Origin of the sequence: Pseudomonas sp. NY15374, from assembly GCF_048068255.1 — a bacterium.
Taxonomy (GTDB): domain Bacteria; phylum Pseudomonadota; class Gammaproteobacteria; order Pseudomonadales; family Pseudomonadaceae; genus Aquipseudomonas; species Aquipseudomonas machongensis.
The window spans coordinates 532,003-553,788 of the sequence record NZ_JBLUPZ010000003.1 but is presented as its reverse complement, the minus strand read 5'-3'; the positions used below and the strand labels follow the sequence as shown (position 1 = coordinate 553,788).

The window sequence follows — 21,786 nt, the reverse complement described above, 5'->3', positions numbered from 1 at the left end:
CCCGAAAGCCACCTGTACGACAGGCCAGGCACGCAGTTAAGCTGAAGCCACCTGTCTGGAGCATATGCAAATGTTGACCCTGGAGAACCTGTTCGTCCTGATGCTGTTGGCGACGGCTGGCGCCTGGCTGTGGCACAACCATGGCTTGCGTGAGAAGGCGCTGGAACGGGTCAAGCAGCATTGTGCGAAGCTCGACCTGGAGTTGCTCGACGACGCCGTGGCGCTCAAGCGCATCGCCTTCATACGCGATGCCAATGGCCGCAAGCGTCTGGCACGGGTCTATGCCTTCGAGTTCACCGTTACCGGCGAACAGCGTCACCCCGGCACCGTGACCCAGTTCGGCGCCCATACCGTACAGATCGAACTGGCACCCTACCCGTTCGAGATCAAGACCCCGCCGCGCACCGATAACGTCATCGAAATGCAGCAATGGCGCCAGGAGCACAACCGCTGGCGCAACTGATCAGCCGTTTACGCGGCAGTGCTCGATGGCTGCTTGAAGGGGCTGCAACGGCTGAGGCTGATCGAAGATCAGCTCGATACGCGAGTCCCTGCGCCATTCGCTTGAACGCCACTCAGGCACACCGCGCTCCAGGCCATTGAATGATTGCCAACCCTGGGTGCTGTGGATAACCCCTTTGGCTCGCCGCCACGCCCATTGCGCGAGCACGCCACGCAATGCAGCCTCATCGAAGCGCTGGCTCGGATGCCAGCGCCAGCCAACACTCCACCCGCCCTCACCTTGCTGCGCCTGGCAGATGGGTTGGCGCGGATCTGTCCACAGGGCAGCCAAGTTGACGAGTGCACTGTCCACAGGCAGGGTGGAAAAATCGCCTGGGGGTAAAGACTCTGTGGACAGAATGGGCAGATTATCCAGGGCAAGCGCAGCATGATCCGTCCACACCGCCCTGATTTCGCCAAACGGCGCAGTTATCAACAGACGCTGTGCATCATCCACATCTTCTGACTTGTTGAAAATCAACAACCCCGCCTGCGCCACTGCGCGCTGTTGCGCATCGGGCAGCGGTTCACCCCGCGCCAGGGCAGCAGCATCCAGCACCATCAGCAAGGGCTGGACATCCAGCACACCAATCCAGGGCGCGTGCCTCAACTGTTCCAACAATTGCAAGGGATGACCGAGGCCGGAAGGCTCGATGAACAGCCTGTCGGGCTTGGCCTTGCGCAGCAGACGCCCCAGGCCGACCTGGAATGGCGCCCCGTTGACACAACACAAGCAACCGCCTGCCACCTCGCCAATGGCAACGCCGGCCGCATCGGTGCTGAGCAGCGCAGCGTCGAGGCCGATCTGGCCGAACTCATTGACCAGCACCGCCCAGCGCTCGTTTTCCGGGCGCTGACCGAGCAGGTGACGAATCAGGCTGGTCTTGCCTGCGCCCAGTGGGCCGGCGATGACGTAGGTGGGAATGTGCTGCAACATGGCTCAGAGTCTAGGTGGACGTGATGCCAGTCTATCGTGGATGCAGGTTCGTTGCCTTTACGGACCTCTTCGCGGGCAAAACCCTCACCCCAACCAATCAAGACTCAACAACAGCCGCTTCTCTCCCGGCGGCGTCGGCGGCGAGCGGTGCACCAGCCCCGCCCCCTCGTTACCCAACCACTTCTCGCCCTTGAGCAAGGCCACGTCCCCTGCCTGCAAGCGCCGAATGTTATCCACAGGTGCTTCGGCCAGCTGCAAGCGGCTGCGGTCGATGTCGCCTTCTTCCAACCACTCACTGCCGGCGCCCGCATAGGTGGTCAGCAGACGCAGTGGGACATGATCCACATGAAAGCGCGGGCACATCGCCCCGTCGAGCAGCCTCAGCCGCAAGCCCACGCGGCGCGCGCCCAGCAGGCAGGTATAGGCCGCCACCAACCACGACACGTCAGCCACAAAACCTTCGTAACCGTGCAGATCGGCCGCCTCGGGCAGCAAGCGATGCAACACCGGTGGCTCACGCTCATCCACCTCCATCACACGCTCATCCGACATCGGCTGGCCAAGATTGAGCAGCAGGGCCGCGAAGTCCTCGACCTGCGCCGGTAAGCGTCGCTGCCACACGGCCAGGTTGACGCCATCCTGCAGGATTTCTGTCATCACCTGCGGCGACTCGCCGAACGCCTGGCGGATATCCACAAGCCGAGGTGCCGCCTTCATGCTGCCGCCTCTTCATACCAGGGGCCGAACGGATCATTCAGGCGCAACCAGGCCATCGGCCCGAGTTCCATCTCCTCGTCCGTCAGCAGACACGCTTCAAGCTCTGTGGATAACCGTGCGAAGTCGATGTTCTGACCAATAAACACCAGCTCCTGGCGGCAGTCGCCAGAATCGACCGTCCACTGCTTGAGGATCGCTTCGAGGTTCTCTTCATCTTGCGGCCACTGCTCACGCGGCACGAAACGCCACCAGCGACCCGCCAGCCCATGACGCATCATGCCGCCTGCCTGCGACCAACTGCCGGCTTCCTGGTACTTGCTGGCCAACCAGAAAAAGCCTTTCGAACGCAGCAGCCGACCATTGCTCCAGCTGTTGTGGATAAAGTCGAAAAAGCGCTGTGGATGAAACGGCCTGCGTGCCTGCCAGGTGGTCGAGGCGATGCCGTACTCCTCGGTTTCCGGCACATGCTCGCCGCGCAGTTCCTGCAACCAACCCGGCGCCTGGGACGCTTGCTCGAAGTCGAACAGCCCGGTATCGAGAATACGCTCCAGCGGCACCTGGCCCATCACCATTGGCACGATCTGGGCACGGGCGTTGAGGCTGCGCAGGATCGCGGTCAGTTCCTCGCGTTCGTGCTGGCTGATGAGGTCGATCTTGCTCAGCAGCAACACGTCGGCGAATTCGATCTGCTCGATCAGCAAGTCGCTGATGGAGCGTTCGTCCTGCTCACCCAGGGTTTCGCCACGACTGGCCAGGCTGTCCGCCGCCTGGTAATCCCGCAGGAAGTTAAGGCCGTCGACCACCGTGACCATGGTATCCAGGCGCGCCATGTCGGAGAGACTGCGGCCCTGTTCGTCGCGGAAGGTGAAGGTTTCGGCCACCGGCAGTGGTTCGGAAATACCGGTGGATTCGATCAGCAGGTAATCGAAGCGGCCTTCGTCGGCGAGCCGGGCCACTTCCTCGAGCAGGTCTTCGCGCAGGGTGCAGCAGATGCAGCCATTGCTCATCTCGACGAGCTTTTCTTCGGCGCGATTGAGGCTCACATTACGCTGTACCTCGCTGGCATCGATATTGATTTCGCTCATGTCGTTGACGATCACCGCAACCCGCAGGTTTTCACGGTTGCGCAGGACATGGTTGAGCAGCGTGCTCTTGCCGGCCCCGAGGAAGCCGGACAGCACGGTAACGGGAAGACGGTTGGTCATGGTGAACCTCATCGGGCAAAGCGCATTCGAAACGATGCATTGCACAACGTTATAATATAACAATACAATTTCGCCAAGCCGCGTCTGTCGAACGGCTGCTCGAGAGGATGGACATGAAGCACTCGAACCTCGCCCTATTGCTGCTGGCACTTGCCGTGCCCATCCCGCTCTACGCTGCGATCCCACAGCCCGGCCTGGCGTTGTGCACCCGCAGCGCCACGCTGTTGGCGTGCGAAGACGGCAAAGGCAGTTACTACAGTGTGCGAACCGAAGGCCGAGACTTTCATCTGCGCGGGTATGACAGCAACAGTCGACGACTCTGGGCGCAGACCAACAGCCGCTATGGACAGATGACCTTTTTCACCGGCCTGGCCAGCGACGGCGAAGCCTGGGTGGGCTACAGCCGGCGCGTCGGCTGGACCACCCTGAACCGCGTATCCAGCTCAAGCGGCCAACGTTTCAACCTGCATTGCAGCTTGATCGGAGGTTGCCGCTGAAGCCCCTTCTTCATGGACTCTATCGATGACCAGCCTGATGCTTCCCGACATCGCCGCACAAACCAGCCACAAGCTCCAACCCCTGGATTGGGTCGGTATGCGCGGTATCGCCCTGCCTGTGCAACTGAACGGGCACCGCCTGAGCGCCTGGGCTGATGCCGGCGTGAGCCTGGATGATGGTGAATCGCGCGGCATCCATATGTCGCGCCTTTACCTTGCGCTGGAGGCACTGGAGCACACCGAACTGACGCCCTTGGCATTGCGCCAGCTCCTGGCCCGCTTTCTCGACAGCCATGAAGGGCTTTCGTCCAGCGCCTACCTGCGCCTGAAATTCGACTATCTGATTAAGCGTCCAGCGCTTGTCAGCCCGTTGGAGGGCTGGAAGCGCTACCCGATCACCCTTGATGCACGCATCGAAAACGAAATGTTCCACGTGGAACAACACGTGGAAATCCCCTATTCATCCACCTGCCCATGCTCCGCTGCGCTGGCGCGACAGCTCATCCAGCAGCAGTTTCTCACGGACTTCGCCAACCAGACGCTCGATCCACAGGCCATCCTGCAATGGCTGGGCAGCAGTGCAGGTATCGTTGCGACGCCCCACAGCCAGCGCAGCCAGGCCTTCATCAAGGTGCGTCTGCGGGACAACCTGCAAACGCTTCCGCTCAACGCGCTGATCGATACCGTGGAAAACGCATTGGGTACCGCCGTGCAGACGGCCGTGAAAAGAGCCGACGAACAGGCGTTCGCCCTGGCCAATGGTCAGAACCTGATGTTCTGTGAAGATGCTGCGCGTCGCGTGCACCTGGCGCTGCGCGAACTGGAATGGGCCACCGGCTTCGATCTGCGCGTGGAACATGCGGAAAGCCTGCATGCCCACGACGCAGTGGCTGCCAGCCAGTGGCAATGGTGAGGCGCTAGCTGCGTGGACGTACGTTCCCGCAATCATTACCCAGCCACACCGCTCGGGTGTTCATGCTGCCCTGCTGCTGAACGCCCGAGGCATTGAAGGTGCCGCTGACCTGGGTGGTGAATTCGCGATCACTGAGGAAGGTTGCCTGACCGGTGCCTTGGGCTTTGGGGCAACTGAACTGGAACTTCCAGACGTTGCCTTGACGGTCGGTGATCTTCTGCGTGCAACCCGACTGCGGATCCTGCAGCGGAATATCATTGGTAGCCACCTGCTCTGGCGTCAGGCACGAGCGCACTCCATTGCCCCCCACGGTAATGCCTTGCTTGGCCAAGGCACCCTCCATCATGGCGCGCTGCTCCGGCGGCAGGTTCTTCAGTTGACCGAGCATGAATGCCATGTCGGGCAATGGCTTGCCGTCGACCTGCATGTTGCTGGTGGTCAACTCCCAAAGACCGGGTTGCAGCATCTGCGCTTGCGCCAGCAGCGGGCTGCCCAGGCCCAGTGCCAGGGCAATCAGTGGCAGACGAATCTTCATGGATCAGTGCTCCTCGAAATACCGGCTACAGGCCGGACAGAGGGTTAGACGTCTTTTTCGCCCGCGGGTTGCAAGTGGCCCCGGGAACATGCTCTGTTAGGCGGCAGTGCTCTTGGAATGCAGGATGCGTATGGATTACCACAGCCCCTACTTCTTCGGTTACCTGCTCGGACTGATTCACTTCCTGGGCATCATCGCTGCGCTGCATGCGGTGTTCACTGTGCGTACCGCTCAGGGCGCAATCGCCTGGGCAATGTCATTGTTCTTCATTCCCTACCTGACCCTGGTGCCCTATCTGATCTTTGGCGCCCGCTCCTTTTACGCCTATATACAGGCGCGGCGACAAGCCAACCAGGAGATGCACGTGGCGATGGCCGACCTCAACTGGCGCCCCTGGGTGGAGGAAGCCCTGACCGCCCGGGAGTCGGAAAGCTACGCGGCACTGCGTGCCATGCCCAAGCTTGGTCGCATGCCCTGCCTGGCCAACAACCAGGTGAAATTGCTGATCGATGGCACTGCGACCTTCGACGCGATCTTCGCTGCCATCGGCGAGGCGCGGGATACGGTGCTGGTGCAGTTCTTCATCATCCACGACGACGCCATCGGCCACGAGCTGCAACAACTGCTTTTGCGCAAGGCCGCCGAAGGGGTAAGGGTTTACGTATTGTTCGACCAGGTCGGCAGCCATGCCCTGCCGGCGCGCTACAGCCAGGTGCTGCGCGAGGGCGGTGTACAGATCCAGGCCTTCTCCTCGCGCCGTGGGTGGTTCAACCGCTTCCAGGTCAACTTCCGCAACCACCGCAAGATTGTCGTGGTTGACGGACTCCAGGGTTTCGTCGGTGGGCACAACGTCGGTGATGAGTACCTGGGCGGCAATCCACGCCTGTCACCCTGGCGCGATACCCACGTGCAGGTCAGCGGACCGGTGCTGGCCTGTCTGCAGGAGTCGTTCGCCGAAGACTGGTATTGGGCCACCCGTGAGCTGCCACCGCTGATCCTGCCCGATGCCTATCCAGAAGATGGCGTACTGTGTCAGGTGCTTGCCAGCGGCCCGGCGGATCCACAGGAGACCTGCCAACTGTTCTTCGTCGAAGCGATTCAGTCGGCAACACGGCGTATCTGGATCACCAGCCCCTACTTCATTCCAGACGAAGCCGTCTTCGCGGCACTGCGCCTAGCAGTGCTGCGCGGCGTCGATGTGCGGATACTGATTCCGTCACGGCCCGACCACAAGATCGTCTATGCCGCCTCCAGCCTGTTCGCCTTCGAAGCTGTGCGGGCCGGGGTGCGCATATTCCGTTATCAGCCGGGCTTCGTGCATCAGAAGGTGATCCTGGTGGACGATGATGTCAGCGCTATCGGCAGCGCCAACATGGACAATCGCTCGTTCCGGCTGAATTTCGAGATCACCTTGCTGACCATCGACCGCGCCTTTGCCGATCAGGTCGAGGCCATGCTGCTGTGCGACTTCGAGCAATCGCGGGAGATAACCGCCGAAGACAGCCGCGACACTCATCGGCTGCAGCAGCTGGGGATGCGCATCGCGCGCTTGATTTCACCGATTCTGTAGCCAGAAAAGAAGCGGGGCCGCAAAGGCGGCCCCGTCTTGATCAACGATAGAGATCCTCTCGCGTCCACGGCAGGTCGTGGTGGCCATCCGCATACGGCTTCACTGCAAGAATCTGATGCAGATTGATCCAGCCCTTGGTGAAGGCATAGGCGCATCCGGCCAGGTACAGCCGCCAGATCCGCAGCGTCTTCTCCGGCACCAGCGCCGCAGCGCGATGCAGCTGGTTCTCGAGGTTTTCGCTCCAGTGATTGAGGGTCTTGGCGTAGTGCAGACGCAGGCTTTCCACGTCTACCACCTCCAGCCCTGCCTCGCAGATACGCGCGGTAATCATCGAGATGTGCGGCAGCTCGCCGTGCGGGAATACATAACGATCGATGAAATCCCCAGCACCTCGCCCAACCGGCCGACCATCCACATGCTTGGCGGTGATGCCATGGTTCATCACCAGGCCGCCTTCACGTACGGCGCCGAACAGTCGCTGGCAGTACAGTTCGAGGTTGGCATGGCCGACGTGCTCGAACATACCGACGCTGACCGCCTTGTCGAAACGGCCATCCTGGGGCAGGTCACGATAGTCGAGAATCTGCAGGTCGACCTTGTCGGCCAGCCCCTCATCCTTGACCCGCTGGCGCCCCAGCGTCAATTGCTCCTTGCTCAGGGTGATGCCGAACACCTTGGCGCCATATTCGCGTGCGGCAAAACGCGCCAGGCCGCCCCAACCGCAGCCGACGTCCAGCAAGTAATCGCCGGCCTGCAGCCGCAGCTTGCGACACAGATGGTCGAACTTGTCTTGCTGGGCCTGGGCGAGGGTGTTGTCCGGCTCCTTGAAGTAGGCGCAGGAATAAGCCATGTCCGGATCGAGCCACAGTTGGTAGAACTCGTTGGACAGGTCGTAATGGTAGGAAATGGCTTCGGCGTCGGTTTTCTTGTCGTGCGAGGTGCGCACCGGGACTACATCTTCATCGTCTTTGAGCAAAGCCTCGCTGAGCTCGTCGCAAACGCGGATGACTTCGCCAATGTTCCCCTCGAGTTCAAGCTTGCCCTCGACAAAGGCTGTGCCCAGTTCATCCATGCTCGGGTGCGTCAGCTGACTGATCAACTGAGGCTCCTTGACCAGGATGGTGACCTGCGGGCTAGGCCCTAGATCGAACTGGTTGCCGTCCCACAGCTTAAGACGTAAAGGCAAGTGCAGGCTCTGCAACGCAGGTGGAAGTTGCGCAAGCATGAAAGACCCCCTTTCAATTACGGACGCCGTACAAGAATTCGAGCGTCACCGGATCAGGGTAGTTCATTCATTGGAAGTTTCCTTTTATAGCGACCATAGTCCAACGCTATCGGCCATGCCGCGATCGACAGATTGTATACAATCCTCCATTCAGCGACTAACCTTGTGCCCCTCTCGCGCATTCTTCTTCCCTGGAGTGAATCCCATGAAATCCTATGATGTGGTGATCATCGGTGGCGGCCCTGGCGGCTATAACGCGGCCATCCGTGCCGGTCAGTTGGGCCTGAGCGTGGCCTGCGTCGAAGGACGTTCGACTCTCGGCGGCACCTGCCTGAACGTCGGCTGCATGCCCTCCAAGGCGCTGCTGCACGCCTCCGAGCTGTACGAAGCGGCCAGCGGCAGCGAGTTCGCGCACCTGGGCATCGAGGTCAAGCCGACCCTGAACCTGGCGCAGATGATGAAGCAGAAAGACGAAAGCGTGAGCGGCTTGACCAAGGGTATCGAGTACCTGTTCCGCAAGAACAAGGTCGACTGGGTCAAGGGCTGGGGCCGCCTCGACGGCGTCGGCAAGGTCATCGTCAAGGCCGAGGATGGCAGCGAAACCACTCTTCAGGCCAAAGATATCGTGATCGCCACCGGCTCCGAGCCAACCCCGCTGCCAGGGGTGAATATCGATAACCAACGTATCATCGACTCCACTGGCGCCTTGGCGCTGCCGCAGGTCCCCAAGCATCTGGTGGTCATCGGCGCAGGCGTGATCGGCCTTGAACTGGGCTCGGTCTGGCGTCGCCTGGGGGCCGAGGTGACCGTGATCGAATACCTCGACCGCATCTGCCCCGGCACCGACGAGGAAACCGCCAGGACCCTGCAAAAAGCCCTGGCCAAGCAGGGCATGAGCTTCAAGCTCGGCAGCAAGGTGACCCAGGCCACGCCTTCGGCGAGCAGCGTCAGCCTGACGCTTGAGCCTGCCGCCGGCGGCGATGCGCAAACCCTGGAGGCCGACTATGTGCTGGTCGCCATCGGCCGCCGCCCGTACACCCAGGGCCTGAACCTGGAGAGCGTCGGCCTGCAGACCGACAAACGCGGCATGCTCGCCAATGACCACCACCGCTCCCAAGTGCCCGGCATCTGGGTGATCGGCGACGTCACCTCCGGCCCGATGCTCGCGCACAAGGCCGAAGACGAAGCGGTGTCGTGCATCGAGCGTATTGCCGGTAAGGCCCATGAGGTCAACTACAACCTGATCCCCGGCGTCATCTATACACGACCGGAACTGGCCAGCGTTGGCAAGACCGAAGAGCAGCTCAAGGCAGAGGGCCGTGCCTACAAGGTCGGCAAGTTCCCCTTCACCGCCAACAGCCGCGCCAAGATCAACCATGAGACCGAAGGCTTCGCCAAGGTGCTGGCCGATGCCGAGACCGACGAGGTGCTAGGTGTGCATCTGGTCGGGCCGAGCGTCAGCGAGATGATCGGCGAGTTTTGCGTGGCCATGGAGTTCAGCGCGTCGGCCGAGGATATCGCCCTGACCTGCCACCCACACCCGACTCGCTCCGAAGCCTTACGCCAGGCAGCGATGAACGTGGAAGGGATGGCGATGCAGATCTAAGTCCAACAAAAGCAGCGCAGGCCCCTGTGGGAGCGGGTTTACCCGCGAAAAGGACACCGCGCTGCCTGGCACGGGCTACGCCCGTGTTCGCGGGACAAGTCGGGGCGCCGAACCGCCGCTCTCGCAGGGATTGGGCTGACCCTTAGATTTTGGACAAGACAGTTGCTCCTGCAGCGGCTACCAAGCCTGCAGGAGCGGCCCCCCATGCCCTACCCCACCGCCCAGTTCTTATCCACAGCCCGCCCGAAACGTCTCGCCAGGAAAGGTGTGATATCCAGCGGCAGTGGCTCGTTGTGGATAACCTTGTCCAGCATCACGCCGGTGATTGCCGAGGTGAGAATCCCGGTACGGAAATGTCCACAGGCGTTGAAGTAACCCGTCACCTCGTCCACAGGGCCAAGAATAGGCAGTTCGTCCGGCGACCCGGGACGCAACCCCGCCCAGGTACGCTTCAGGCTCACCTGCGCCAGCTCCGGTACACACCGCACCGCCCCCTGAACCAACCCGGCAATTTCGGGGAAGGTATTGCTGACATCGAAGCCCTTGTCTTCCGTCGTGCTACCAATCAGTACCTCGCCATTATCCTTTTGCGCCATGTAGCAATCACTGGTGGTCAGGCAGCCATCGAGCAGCTTGGGCAAACGTTCGGTGAGAACGATCTGGCCCTTCACCGGCTTGACCGGAATCGAAGTACCGGTGGCCCACTCACTGAGCTCGCCCGCCCAAGCCCCAGCGGCATTGAGCAAGGTGTGACAATGGAAAACCCCCGCCTCGGCAGTGCGCACACCCTTGATCTGCGAGTTCCCCTGCAGCACATCGGTGATGTTGGTGTTCAGGTACAGATCGACGCCGTTCTGCCGCGCGGCTTCCAGGTAGGCGTCGCCCAGGCGGAACGGGCTGACCTGGTGATCGCAGAGGAACTCCAGCGCCCCCTTGGCCTGCAGGGTCACCGCAGGCTCGCGCTCGCGCAGTGCCTGGCGATCCAGCCAGCGCACCTGGTCCGCCAGGTGCGGGATCTGCGCGACGATGTGCTCGGCGTACAGCTGGTCCTCATCGTCCTGGATGATGTACTTCAATCCGGTGCGCTCGAACTTGAAGTCCATGCCATGGCGCTCGATCAATTCCTGGTGCAGCTGTGGATAAAGCGCGTTGGATTGCAGTGCCAGATCGAAGAAGCACTGCGGCAGGATATGCGGCGTGCTCGAATCCACCGCCACTGCTGCGCCATGGGCCTCGCGTTTGTTGCGCGAGGACATCATGCGAAAGAAGATCACGCCACACCCCAGGCCTACCGACTCGCCGATGGCCCACAGGCCGCCAGCCGAGGCACGTGTCGCATTGCCCGGGCGCTTGCTGTCGATCAGGGCGATTTTCAGCCCCTTGCGCTTGGACAACTGATAGGCACAGGAGGCGCCGATCACCCCACCGCCGGCGATGACGATGTCATAGGTCTTGTTCATGCTCAGGCCTCCGTGGCCAGGTGCTGGAATGCGGAAAATGGGATGGGGTCGATCGGGAAACGCGGTCGCAGCCAGCCGACATCCGCTCGCCCGGTGCTGGCGCGCAGGCGATCGCTGCAGTAGCCCACACACATGCGCCCCTGGCAGTCGCCCATGCTCACCCGGGTACGCATCTTCAGGCTGGCCATGTCCTGCACGCCCTGCTCAAGCGCCAGGTCGATATCGCTACGGGTGACGTGCTCGCAGCGGCAGATCACCGTGTCGGCCTGCGGCAGCTCGATTTGCGCTGCGCCACGTTGGGTATAGCGCTCGACACCCGCCCTGAACCGCGTGATCGCGGCCAGCTTGCCCAAGTACTGCTCGCGCCGCTCGATGGCCTGGGCGGCGTCGAGCACGCCACGTTGCTGCAGGATCGACACCGCAGCGATGCGCCCGGTCAGCATCGCTGCCTCGCCACCACGGATACCGCCCATGTCGCCGGCCAGGTGGATATGCGCCTGGCTGCTCTGCTGCCAGACATTGCATGTCGCACGCAGGTAGCCGTCGTCGCTGAACCCGTGCGCCAGCCCCAACTGTTGACTGAGCTGGGTGCGCGGGATAAATCCATAACCGACCGCCAAGGTGTCCACCGGCTCGCGCCGCACACGACTCATGTCGGCTTTCCAATCCTGGCCATAGGGCGCAAGGCTGACTTCGCGCAGTTCACCTTCACCACTAGCGCTGACCACACCCCAGCCATAGTGCATCGCAATACCGTTGAGCTTCATGTATGCCAGCATGCTGAGGCCGTCGAGAAACAGCTGCGGTTTGTTCAGCAGCGCCAGGCTTTCCTTGGCGATACGGTTGAAGGCGCAGGCCTCGTAAACGCCGGCAACCTTGGCGCCAGCCGCATGCAGTTGGCAGGTCACCAGTGGCAGCAGCGGGCCAGTACCTGCGATCAAGGTGCTGCCCAGCGGCTTGACCACACCGCTCTTGATCTGCAACTGCAGCCCGCCCAGCAGCATCACGCCAGGCAGTGTCCAGCCGGGGAATGGCACATTGCGCTCGTGGCAGCCGGCCGACAGCAGCAGATGGGAATAGTCGATCTCATGCAGTTGCTCGTCGGCATCCAGCACCATCAGGTGCTCATGATCGCCGCCAACCACACGGTTGTTCAGGCGCAAGTCGACGTGTTCGGCGCTGCTGGCGAAGTCTTCGTGCAGCGTGTGCAGGGCCTTGCTGTAGCGCGCGCCGAGGTAACCGAGGTCGACACCGGCACGCAGCGGCCCGCGATAGACCACGCCACCCGGGCGCGAGGCTTCATCGAACAGCAGGCAGTCGACCCCATGCTCGGCCAACTCGATGGCCGCCGCCATGCCCGCCGAGCCGCCTCCCACTATCACCGGCCGCAGACTCATGACTGCACCTCCAGGGCCAGGCGATTGACCTCGGTCTCCACCCGCATCCCCTGCCGAACCACGGTCTGACAGGCTCGGCGCTTGGGCCGTCCGTCTATCGCCACCAGACAGCAATGGCAAACGCCCATGCCGCAGAAGGCGCCAGCTGGCTGACCGTGGTCGTTGCGCGCCAGCTGACGCAGGCCAACGGCATTGAGCACGCTGAGTACCGTCTCGCCTTGTGCGGCCTGCACCGTCTGGCCATTGATCTGAAAGGTGATGTCAGCCTGCACGACAGGCTGTATGTCGAGCACTCGCTCCAGTGATTGCATGGGCTTCGTCCTTGTTTGAAGAGGACTCGACGGTACGCCAAAGCACTGTGAGGAGATATTGACCTAAGCCGTAGGAATTGAAGGAAGCTTCCTAGGATTTTGTCAGCGTATGACCTGGTTTTTTCTGATGCAGTACCCGTCGAGGTAGGGAAATCCATACTGCGCATCGCCCAGCCACCCATCCCTTTGAGGAACATGCTATGCCCCCCCTCGCCACGACGCTTCCGGGTAGCTCAAGTTATTCATCGATGGTCTCAAGCGCATCGGCGTCGAAACCGACCTCAGGAAAAATCCGCAGGATGTTGTGCGCAGAATTCGTTTGAGATGACGCGCCGCTTTGCCCAAGGTGTCGGCTCGGATAGGCATTGCCTGAAGCAAGACCTCGATTGATGGCGCCGCCCGTGCAGGTAGATCCGCGAGCACTTGCCGCTCGCAGGACGCGCCGGTTTCTTCCAATAATAAGAGAAGTCTGGACATGCAAGACAACGGATTGAAGCAAAGCCTCAAGCAGCGGCATATCACCATGATCGCGCTTGGCGGTGTGATCGGCGCCGGATTGTTCGTCGGCTCCGGCAGCCTGATCGCCTCGGCCGGCCCGGCTGCGATTCTGTCCTACGTGATCGGCGGCATCATCGTCACCCTGGTGATGTTCATGCTCGGCGAGATGGCCTCGCGCAATCCTGACGCCGGCTCCTTCTCGACCTACGCCAACACCTACCTCGGCAACTGGGCGGGCTTCACCGTGGGCTGGCTGTACTGGCTCAAGTCGATGATGACCATCACCCTTGAAGCCGTGTTGCTGGGCGCGATCCTCAACGATTTCATGCCCTGGCTGCCGATCTGGATCGGCGCCTTCATCATGCTGGTGACGCTGATCGCCAGCAACGCCTACTCGGTGCGTTCGTTCGCCGAAGTGGAGTACTGGCTGGCGGCGCTGAAGGTGGTCACCATCCTTATCTTCATGCTGCTCGGCGCCTCCATCCTGCTGGGCTGGCAGGAAAACATCCCCGCTCCCGGCCTGGTCAACCTCACCGACCATGGCGGCTTCATGCCCAACGGCCTGTCGCCGGTGATGGCCGGGGTGATCGTGGCGATCTTCTCGCTGGGCGGCAGCGAAATTGCCGCTGTAGCTGCCGGTGAATCGGAGAACCCGCGCCGGAACGTGATCCGCGCGATCAAGAGCGTGATCGTGCGGGTGATGCTGTTCTATGTCGGTTCCGTGTCGATCCTGGTGCTCTGCCTGTCTTGGACCGACAAGGCCAACCTCGCCTCGCCCTACGTCGCGCTGTTCACCCTCGCCGGTTTCAAGGGCGCGGCGGTGGCAATGAAACTGGTGTTGTTCGTGTCGTTCATGTCGGTGATGAACTCGTTCATGTTCTCCAACTCGCGCATGCTGTTCTCGCTCAGCCAGCGCGGACATGCACCAGCGCTGTTCGCCCGTACCAACGCCAAGGGCGTTCCGATCAATGCACTGGCGCTGGCGTTCTGCATTTGCGTGACGATTCTGACCTTGCACTTCATCAGCGGCGGCGATCTCTTCCTGACCCTGGCCAGGAGCACCGGCGCGTTCATCATCTTCGTCTGGATCTTCATCATTTTCGCCCACGTCGGCATGCGCCTGAAAACCCGGCATGAGGTGGTGGACCCAACGTCATTCAAGGCCTGGGGCTTCCCGCTGACCAACGTCATTGCGCTGCTGGCGCTGGTGTCGGTGCTGGCAACACAGGCGATCGACCCCGCGACGTGTTTTCAATTCTGGCTGGTGCTGGTGACCTTGCTGGTGATCGTGGCGGCGTACTTCATGGTGCGCAAGCGCCGGGGTGGCGAAGTGCGGGAGCTGGCGCGGACTTGAATCGAACACTTAACTTTTAAATAAATAGAAATCGGAGGCAACCAAACTTGCCTCCGACATTCTATAGTTCACATCAGGCTCAAATTTCAGAAGATGTTACTTCTTCTTGCCTTCCTGAGCTTTGAACATGGACTTGGCATAGAAGATACCCAGGCCATGTGCACCACCGTGTTTTTGTGCAATGTTGGTCACCGCTTCGTAAGTGCCCTGACGCGACCAATCGCGCTGGTATTCATACAACACTTGCATCCACGTCACAGGCTGAGCCCCTGCCTGCACCATACGCTGAACAGCGGCGTCATGTGCCTGCTTGCTCGAGCCCCCCGAAGCATCTACCACGATGTACACTTCGTAACCTTCTTCCAGCGCACTCAGCACCGGCAGGGTCAGGCATACTTCAGTCCAAAGGCCGGCCATTACCAGCTTTTTACGGCCCGTTTTCTTCACCGCATTCACCAGGTCCTGGTCTTCCCATGCGTTCATGATGGTGCGGTCAATGATAGGGGTATTCGGGAAGACAGCAGTGATGTTCGGATCAAGAGGCCCCGCAAACGTCGAGGCCGAGATCGACGTCAGTACAGTGGGCACCTTGAAAGCACTGGCTGTTTCAGCCAGAGCAGCGACACTATTCATTACTTCATTTCGGCTTTCACTCTCAACGCCGAAATACATCTGCGGTTGATGGTCGATCAGAATGATGGCCGAGTTTTCCGGCGTCAGCAGTTTCGAACCAGGTCCAGACGCCATCGCAGAAACCGAAGCCGCCCCCATCACTAGGGCAGCCAATAATTGCCGTAACTTCATTTTAATCTCCAATAAGAAATCAATAGCGCATCGCGCGTATTTTGAGCCGTCGAAATACGGTCTATCAAAAGTTCACGAAACCGCAAGAAGATGGCACTGAACTCTGATGCCGGAAGTTTAAAATCGCTCTATTGGATTTAAAATAGAAGTTATGGAATCTCATCCTTTCTGATTTTGATATCTCAAACACCTCCTGTGTGCCAGGAGGTCATCGACTGCTCGCCTTTGCTCGAACCCTCAACTGTCGAGAGACGGCTCCACCCCCCCGGCACCATGCACCCAGGGTTCCCTTGCCATGCGCTCGGCGAAGTAGCTGATCAGCGCCTGCACGCGCGCCGGCCGCCTGCGCCCTGGGGGTGTCACGATGTGCAATTCAATGGGATCGACCCGCCATTCCGGCATCGCCACCTCAAGCTGACCTGACTGCAACTCATTCCACACCAGAAACTCCGCCTGCAATGCCAAGCCCTGGCCTGCCAACAATGCGGGCGACAATGCCTCTGCGTTATTGGCGTGGAGTTGAGCACGCACCTGCTGGGTGTATTCACCCTGTTGATCGTGTCGGAAACGCCAGCTCTCACCGTTTCTCGAATTGCTGTACTGCAACGCTCGATGATTTGCCAGGTCATGGGGATGCTGGGGGCGACCATAACGCTCAAAATAGCTCGGGGCCCCCACGAGCAGGACCCGTACCTGGCAGATGCGACGCGCCAGCAGGCTTGAACTCTCCATGCTCGAGATACGGATCGCCAGGTCAAAGCGCCCTTCAATCAAATCAACCTTCTGATCATCGAACTGCACATCCAGCGTGACGTCAGGGTGAGCCGCCATAAACTCAGGCAACATCGGCGCCAAGCGCGGAATCCCGAAAGACATCGGCGCCGCCACTCGGATGCGCCCTTGCAGGGTGGTGGACTTCTCCATCACCAATGCTTCGAGCGCTTTCCCCTCCTCCAGAATGCGAGCGGCAGCTTCCAGGGCGGATGAGCCGCTCTCCGTCAGAGAGATGCGTCGCGAGGTGCGATGGAACAGAGTAGTTTTGGTGCGCGCTTCCAGCCGAGAAACAGCTTTCGATACCGTTGCCTGCGACAACGACAGGTCAAGCGCCGCACGGGCAAACGAGCCAGTTTCCGCGACCTTTGCAAATATTGCCCACGCTTCTAAATCAGGAAGTCGATTCATAGTTGCCTTAGGTTTTGTACGAAAAGTACGATCATCCACCGTTGTGGGAGCGGGCTTGCATCGCGATCTACCGCACGCAGCAGCAAAGCCTGAATTCGCGACGTCTGTGACAATATTTGAAGCCTCTCGAAGGCCCCATGTTACTCGCAAGCCTTTGGAGGTTCAGGTTATGCCTGAGGTACGAGGCGAGCGACTCATCAGGTTGGATTTGGGGAGGCATGGATGAGTATCGACACAGGGTTGCTGTGGGCGCACAGCTGAAAGGAAAAGTGCAACGAAAAAGGGAGCCGGTTAAGGCTCCCTTCATCAGCGACAGTTTTAAGTCGCGAAACCGCTCCTCTGCTCGGCGCAGTCGTTTACTCTACCGTCACCGACTTCGCCAGGTTACGCGGCTGGTCAACGTCAGTGCCCTTGAGCACGGCCACGTAGTACGACAGCAGCTGCAGCGGAATGGTGTACAGGATCGGCGCCAGGGCATCGATGATGTGCGGCACCTTGATCACATGGGTGCCTTCACCATTGCTCATGCCGGCGTTCTCGTCGGCGAACACCACCAGCTCGCCGCCACGGGCACGGACCTCCTGCAGGTTCGACTTGAGCTTTTCCAGCAGCTCGTTGTTCGGCGCGACGGTAACCACCGGCATGTCGGCATCGACCAGCGCCAGCGGGCCGTGCTTGAGCTCACCTGCCGGGTAAGCCTCGGCGTGGATGTAGGAGATCTCCTTGAGCTTGAGCGCACCTTCCATCGCCACCGGGTACTGGGCACCACGGCCGAGGAACAGGGTGTGGTGTTTGTCGGCGAACAGTTCGGCGGTCTTCTCGACCACGCTGTCCATCGCCAGGGCTTCGCCCAGACGCGCGGGCAGACGGCGCAGTTCTTCGACCAGCTCGGCTTCGACGCCAGCTTCGAGGCTGCCGCGTACCTGGCCCAGGGCCAGGGTCAGCAGCATCAGCGAGACCAGCTGGGTGGTGAAGGCCTTGGTCGAAGCAACGCCGATTTCCGGGCCGGCCAGGGTCAGCAGGGTCAGGTCGGATTCACGTACCAGCGAGCTGATACCGACGTTGCAGATCGCCAGGCTGCCGAGGAAGCCCAGCTCCTTGGCGTTGCGCAGGGCAGCCAGGGTGTCGGCGGTTTCGCCGGACTGGGAGATGGACACGAACAGGGTGTCTGGCTGCACCACCACCTTGCGGTAGCGGAATTCGCTGGCGACTTCGACCTGGCAGGGGATGCCGGCCAGGCTTTCCAGCCAGTAACGCGCGACCATGCCGGCGTGATAGCTGGTGCCGCAGGCGACGATCTGTACATTTCGCACCTTGGCGAACAGCTCGGCAGCTTGCGGGCCGAAGGCCTGGACCATGACGTGGTCGCCGGCCAGGCGACCTTCAAGGGTGCGCTGTACCACGGAAGGCTGCTCGTGGATTTCCTTGAGCATGAAGTGGCGATAGGTGCCCTTGTCGGCAGCCTCGGCGCCTTCGTGGTACTGCACGGTTTCACGCTGGACCTTGCTACCGGCCTGATCCCAGATGTTCACCTGGTCGCGGCGGATTTCGGCGATATCGCCTTCCTCGAGGTACATGAAGCGGTCGGTGACCTGACGCAACGCGAGCTGGTCGGAGGCCAGGAAGTTCTCGCCATGACCCAGACCGATCACCAGCGGGCTGCCGCTGCGCGCAGCAACCAGACGGTCCGGCTGCTTGACGCTGATCACCGACAGACCGTAGGCACCATGCAGACGCTTGACCACAGTCTTGAAGGCATCGGTCAGGTCGGGAATGCTCTTGAGGGTGTGGTGGATCAGGTGGACGATCACCTCGGTGTCGGTCTGCGAGGTGAACACGTAGCCAAGGCCCTTGAGTTCTTCACGCAGTTCTTCGTGGTTCTCGATGATGCCGTTGTGCACCACGGCCACTTCCTGGCCAGAGAAGTGCGGGTGGGCATTGTGCTCGGTCGGCGCGCCGTGGGTGGCCCAACGGGTGTGAGCGATGCCCAGGTGACCGTTGAGCGGCTCGGCGGCCACCGCGGCTTCCAGCTCGCTCACCTTGCCGATGCGACGACGGCGATCAAGCTCGCCCTGCTGGGTGACTACCGCCAGGCCCGCGCTGTCGTAGCCACGGTATTCCAGGCGCTTGAGGCCTTCGATAAGGATGGAGGTGATATTGCGCTCGGCGACTGCACCGACGATTCCACACATGGTCATTGCTCCTGGCTGATCGCGGCGCAGATCAGGTTGATGCCGCGGGCTTGAATCTGTTCGCGTGCCGCAGCGGGCAGGCGATCATCTGTAATAAGGGTGGTAACGCTGCTCCAGGGCAGCTCGAGGTTGGGGATCTTGCGCCCGACCTTGTCCGACTCGACCATCACGATCACTTCCCGGGCCACTTCCGCCATCACCCGGCTCAGGCCGAGCAGTTCGTTGAAGGTGGTGGTGCCGCGGTTCAGGTCGATGCCGTCGGCACCAATGAACAACTGGTCGAAATCGTATGAGCGTAGTACCTGCTCGGCGACCTGACCCTGGAACGACTCGGAGTGCGGGTCCCAGGTACCACCGGTCATCAGCAGCACCGGCTCGTGCTCGAGTTCGCTGATGGCTCGGGCCACGTTCAAGGAGTTTGTCATCACGACCAAGCCGGGCTGGCGCCCGAGTTCAGGGATCATTGCTGCAGTGGTACTGCCACTGTCGATGATGATGCGTGCATGTTCGCGAATGCGTCCGACAGCTGCGCGGGCGATGGCTTTCTTGTAGCTGGAAACGGGCTGAGCTGCCTCGCCCAGCATCTCCTGCGGCACCGGTACCGCACCGCCGTAACGACGCAATAACAAGCCATTGGCTTCAAGCGCGGCGAGATCCTTGCGAATGGTCACTTCCGAGGTTTCGAAACGCTTGGCCAGGGCGTCCACGCTTACCTCACCCTGCTCGGCGAGCAAGGCCAGGATATTGTGGCGACGTTGGGGGGTGTTTCGTTTCGACATGTGAGGTTAAGTTTCGATTCGAAAGATAATGGTTGCAATCAAAACCTAAGATGAAGGATTCGTCAAGCAGCGGATAGATTCACTGACAACGCTGTTCGCTGTGTAGCGGGCTTGTCCGGCAATAAAAAAAGCCGACTTATTCACAAGTCGGCTTTCGATCGAAACATCTGTGGATAACTCAACTCTTCTTGATCTTCTCCGGCCGTTTCCAGCCATCGATATTGCGTTGGCGTGCGCGAGCAACGGCCAACTGGCCAGCTTCGACAGACTGATTGATGGTCGAGCCGGCAGCCGTGGTAGCGCCATCCTTGATTTCCACAGGTGCGACCAGCGAGTTGTTCGAACCGATGAACACATCTTCGCCCAGCACGGTCTTGAACTTGTTCGCGCCATCGTAGTTGCAGGTGATGGTACCCGCGCCGATGTTGGTACGCGCACCGATCTCGGCGTCGCCCAGATACGTCAGGTGACCGGCCTTGGCGCCCTCGCCCAGATGGGCGTTCTTCAGCTCCACGAAGTTACCCACATGGGCATTGGCCTCCAATACGCTGCCTGGACGCAGGCGAGCGAACGGGCCGGCATCGCTGCCCTCGCCCATCACCGCACCTTCGAGATGGCTGTTGGCCTTGACCACAGCGCCCTTGCGCAGGGTGCTGTTCTTGATCACACAGTTAGGGCCGATCTGCACATCGTCTTCGATGATCACCTTGCCTTCGAGGATGACGTTGATGTCGATCAGCACATCGCGCCCCACGATCACCTCGCCACGCACATCGAAACGCGCGGGATCACGCAGAGTCACGCCCTGGGCCATCAGTCGGCGTCCCTCGCGCAACTGGTAGTGACGCTCGAGCTCGGACAATTGCAGGCGGTCGTTGGCGCCCTGCACTTCCATGGCGTCATGCGGCTGCTCGGTGGCAACCACCAGGCCATCGGCCACGGCCATGGCAATCACGTCGGTGAGGTAGTACTCGCCCTGGGCGTTGTTGTTGGACAGACGCCCCATCCAGTCTGCCAGGCGCGCAGCCGGCATCGCGAGGATGCCCGTGTTGCCTTCCTTGATCGCCCGCTGTGCTTCACTGGCGTCCTTGTGCTCGACGATGGCCGCTACCTGGCCTTGGGCATCACGCACGATGCGGCCGTAACCGGTTGGATCCTGCAGGGTGACGGTCAGCAGGCCGAGTTGCTGTTCATTGACCTTGGCCAGAAGCCGCTCGAGCGTGCCCACCTCGATCAACGGCACGTCGCCATAGAGCACCAGCACAGTATCGGCAGTGATCGCCGGCAGTGCCTGGGCGACGGCATGGCCGGTGCCAAGCTGCTTGTCCTGCATGACGAAATTCAGATCGTCAGCCGCCAGGCGTTCACGCACCAGCTCTGCACCATGGCCGATGACCACATGGATACCCTTCGGCTGCAACTGTCGCGCGCTGTGGATAACATGGCCAAGCATGGAGTTACCGGCGACCGGATGCAGTACCTTGGGCAGCGAAGAGCGCATGCGGGTGCCTTGGCCTGCGGCGAGAATAACGATATCGAGTGACATTGACTGGCTACCAATCCTGGGCGGTCAGGGATGTGACCGAAGGGGAAAAATCGGAAAAAGAAAAAGGGTAGCCGAGGCTACCCTTTAACTCAATCGCAACGCAGGTTACCGGTAGGACCGGATCACTTGCCCTTGCGCAATTGCTGGACAGTACGCAGCTGAGCTGCAGCCTCGGCCAGACGTGCGGCAGCAGCGCCGTAGTCGAAGTCCGAGCCCTTAGTGTTCAGCGCGTTCTCGGCAGCCTTGAGGGCTTCCTGAGCCTGAGCTTCGTCCAGGTCGGCAGCACGTTGCACGGTGTCGGCAAGAACCTTGACCATGTTCGGCTGCACTTCGAGGAAGCCACCGGAGATGTAGAACACCTCTTGAGTGCCACCCTGCTTGGTCAGCGTGATCGGACCCGGCTTGAGATTGGTGATCAGCGGCGCGTGGCCTGGAGCGATACCCAGATCGCCCAGGTTGCCGTGCGCTACTACCATCTCGACCAGGCCGGAGAAGATCTCTCCCTCTGCGCTGACGATGTCGCAATGGACTGTCATAGCCATCTGCTTGCCTCAACC

Annotated in this window: 20 protein-coding genes; 6 read left to right on the top strand and 14 right to left on the bottom strand. The window is 60.9% G+C overall.

Annotation, left to right across the window (positions count from 1 at the left end; genetic code table 11):
• Positions 1-70: 70 nt before the first annotated feature.
• Positions 71-463, top strand: coding sequence for a DUF3301 domain-containing protein (locus ACNFHO_RS10510; protein WP_063541870.1), 393 nt, complete (start codon positions 71-73; stop codon positions 461-463).
• On the opposite strand, the gene ACNFHO_RS10505 is transcribed toward ACNFHO_RS10510, so the two are convergent.
• The 3 genes from ACNFHO_RS10505 to zigA all read right to left on the bottom strand — a co-directional run bounded on the left by ACNFHO_RS10505 (position 464) and on the right by zigA (position 3,360).
• Positions 464-1,438, bottom strand: a complete 975-nt coding sequence (locus ACNFHO_RS10505; protein ID WP_416766191.1) for a CobW-like GTP-binding protein — start codon at positions 1,436-1,438, stop codon at positions 464-466.
• 84 nt (positions 1,439-1,522) lie between these two features.
• Complete coding sequence (locus tag ACNFHO_RS10500) at positions 1,523-2,155, bottom strand: DUF1826 domain-containing protein (RefSeq protein ID WP_054892987.1); 633 nt, start codon at positions 2,153-2,155, stop codon at positions 1,523-1,525.
• Positions 2,152-3,360, bottom strand: coding sequence for a zinc metallochaperone GTPase ZigA (zigA, locus tag ACNFHO_RS10495; RefSeq protein ID WP_197891740.1), 1,209 nt, complete (start codon positions 3,358-3,360; stop codon positions 2,152-2,154). Before zigA ends, ACNFHO_RS10500 begins: the two co-directional genes overlap by 4 nt.
• 113 nt (positions 3,361-3,473) lie before the next feature.
• Between zigA and ACNFHO_RS10490 the strand changes: the two genes are divergently transcribed.
• Positions 3,474-3,857 (top strand): hypothetical protein, encoded by a 384-nt coding sequence (locus tag ACNFHO_RS10490; protein WP_063541878.1) that lies wholly within the window; start codon positions 3,474-3,476, stop codon positions 3,855-3,857.
• A 25-nt stretch (positions 3,858-3,882) separates the two neighbouring features.
• Complete coding sequence (gene folE2, locus ACNFHO_RS10485) at positions 3,883-4,770, top strand: GTP cyclohydrolase FolE2 (RefSeq protein WP_416766190.1); 888 nt, start codon at positions 3,883-3,885, stop codon at positions 4,768-4,770.
• Positions 4,771-4,774: 4 nt separating this feature from the next.
• On the opposite strand, the gene ACNFHO_RS10480 is transcribed toward folE2, so the two are convergent.
• Positions 4,775-5,305: a DUF3617 domain-containing protein gene (locus tag ACNFHO_RS10480; protein ID WP_054892991.1), complete on the bottom strand. Its 531-nt coding sequence runs from the start codon at positions 5,303-5,305 to the stop codon at positions 4,775-4,777.
• A 130-nt stretch (positions 5,306-5,435) separates the two neighbouring features.
• Between ACNFHO_RS10480 and cls the strand changes: the two genes are divergently transcribed.
• Complete coding sequence (gene cls / locus ACNFHO_RS10475; RefSeq protein ID WP_416766188.1) at positions 5,436-6,875, top strand: cardiolipin synthase; 1,440 nt, start codon at positions 5,436-5,438, stop codon at positions 6,873-6,875.
• A gap of 40 nt (positions 6,876-6,915) precedes the next feature.
• Here the strand turns inward: cls and cfaB are convergent, their stop codons facing one another.
• Positions 6,916-8,100: a C17 cyclopropane fatty acid synthase CfaB gene (gene cfaB, locus ACNFHO_RS10470; RefSeq protein ID WP_063541884.1), complete on the bottom strand. Its 1,185-nt coding sequence runs from the start codon at positions 8,098-8,100 to the stop codon at positions 6,916-6,918.
• 205 nt (positions 8,101-8,305) lie between these two features.
• Between cfaB and lpdA the strand changes: the two genes are divergently transcribed.
• Positions 8,306-9,706, top strand: a complete 1,401-nt coding sequence (lpdA, locus tag ACNFHO_RS10465) for a dihydrolipoyl dehydrogenase (protein ID WP_054892994.1) — start codon at positions 8,306-8,308, stop codon at positions 9,704-9,706.
• 209 nt (positions 9,707-9,915) lie between these two features.
• Here lpdA and hcnC read toward each other — a convergent pair whose 3' ends face one another.
• From hcnC to hcnA, 3 genes are read right to left on the bottom strand one after another with little or no spacing between them, the layout of a single operon-like run.
• The gene (hcnC, locus tag ACNFHO_RS10460; RefSeq protein ID WP_416766187.1) at positions 9,916-11,166 is read right to left on the bottom strand and encodes a cyanide-forming glycine dehydrogenase subunit HcnC; all 1,251 of its coding nucleotides are present in this window, start codon (positions 11,164-11,166) and stop codon (positions 9,916-9,918) included.
• 2 nt (positions 11,167-11,168) lie between these two features.
• Positions 11,169-12,563, bottom strand: a complete 1,395-nt coding sequence (hcnB, locus tag ACNFHO_RS10455; protein WP_416766186.1) for a cyanide-forming glycine dehydrogenase subunit HcnB — start codon at positions 12,561-12,563, stop codon at positions 11,169-11,171.
• The gene (gene hcnA / locus ACNFHO_RS10450) at positions 12,560-12,874 is read right to left on the bottom strand and encodes a cyanide-forming glycine dehydrogenase subunit HcnA (protein WP_054892997.1); all 315 of its coding nucleotides are present in this window, start codon (positions 12,872-12,874) and stop codon (positions 12,560-12,562) included. Before hcnA ends, hcnB begins: the two co-directional genes overlap by 4 nt.
• Positions 12,875-13,349: 475 nt before the next feature.
• On the opposite strand from hcnA, the gene ACNFHO_RS10445 reads away from it, so the two are divergent.
• Positions 13,350-14,726, top strand: coding sequence for an amino acid permease (locus ACNFHO_RS10445; RefSeq protein WP_416766185.1), 1,377 nt, complete (start codon positions 13,350-13,352; stop codon positions 14,724-14,726).
• 96 nt (positions 14,727-14,822) lie between these two features.
• Here ACNFHO_RS10445 and ACNFHO_RS10440 read toward each other — a convergent pair whose 3' ends face one another.
• The 6 genes from ACNFHO_RS10440 to ACNFHO_RS10415 all read right to left on the bottom strand — a co-directional run bounded on the left by ACNFHO_RS10440 (position 14,823) and on the right by ACNFHO_RS10415 (position 21,771).
• On the bottom strand, positions 14,823-15,473 hold the full coding sequence (locus ACNFHO_RS10440; RefSeq protein ID WP_125931777.1) for a hydrolase: 651 nt from the start codon (positions 15,471-15,473) through the stop codon (positions 14,823-14,825).
• A gap of 294 nt (positions 15,474-15,767) precedes the next feature.
• Positions 15,768-16,712, bottom strand: coding sequence for a LysR family transcriptional regulator (locus ACNFHO_RS10435; protein WP_416766184.1), 945 nt, complete (start codon positions 16,710-16,712; stop codon positions 15,768-15,770).
• A 356-nt stretch (positions 16,713-17,068) separates the two neighbouring features.
• Complete coding sequence (glmS, locus tag ACNFHO_RS10430) at positions 17,069-18,904, bottom strand: glutamine--fructose-6-phosphate transaminase (isomerizing) (RefSeq protein ID WP_416766182.1); 1,836 nt, start codon at positions 18,902-18,904, stop codon at positions 17,069-17,071.
• Between the two features lie 2 nt (positions 18,905-18,906).
• Positions 18,907-19,683 carry a DeoR/GlpR family DNA-binding transcription regulator gene (locus tag ACNFHO_RS10425; protein ID WP_063541896.1) on the bottom strand — a complete coding sequence of 259 codons (777 nt, stop codon included), beginning with the start codon at positions 19,681-19,683 and terminating at the stop codon, positions 18,907-18,909.
• A gap of 178 nt (positions 19,684-19,861) precedes the next feature.
• Positions 19,862-21,229, bottom strand: a complete 1,368-nt coding sequence (gene glmU / locus ACNFHO_RS10420) for a bifunctional UDP-N-acetylglucosamine diphosphorylase/glucosamine-1-phosphate N-acetyltransferase GlmU (RefSeq protein ID WP_416766180.1) — start codon at positions 21,227-21,229, stop codon at positions 19,862-19,864.
• 122 nt (positions 21,230-21,351) lie between these two features.
• Positions 21,352-21,771, bottom strand: coding sequence for a F0F1 ATP synthase subunit epsilon (locus tag ACNFHO_RS10415; protein WP_054893003.1), 420 nt, complete (start codon positions 21,769-21,771; stop codon positions 21,352-21,354).
• Positions 21,772-21,786 lie beyond the last annotated feature (15 nt).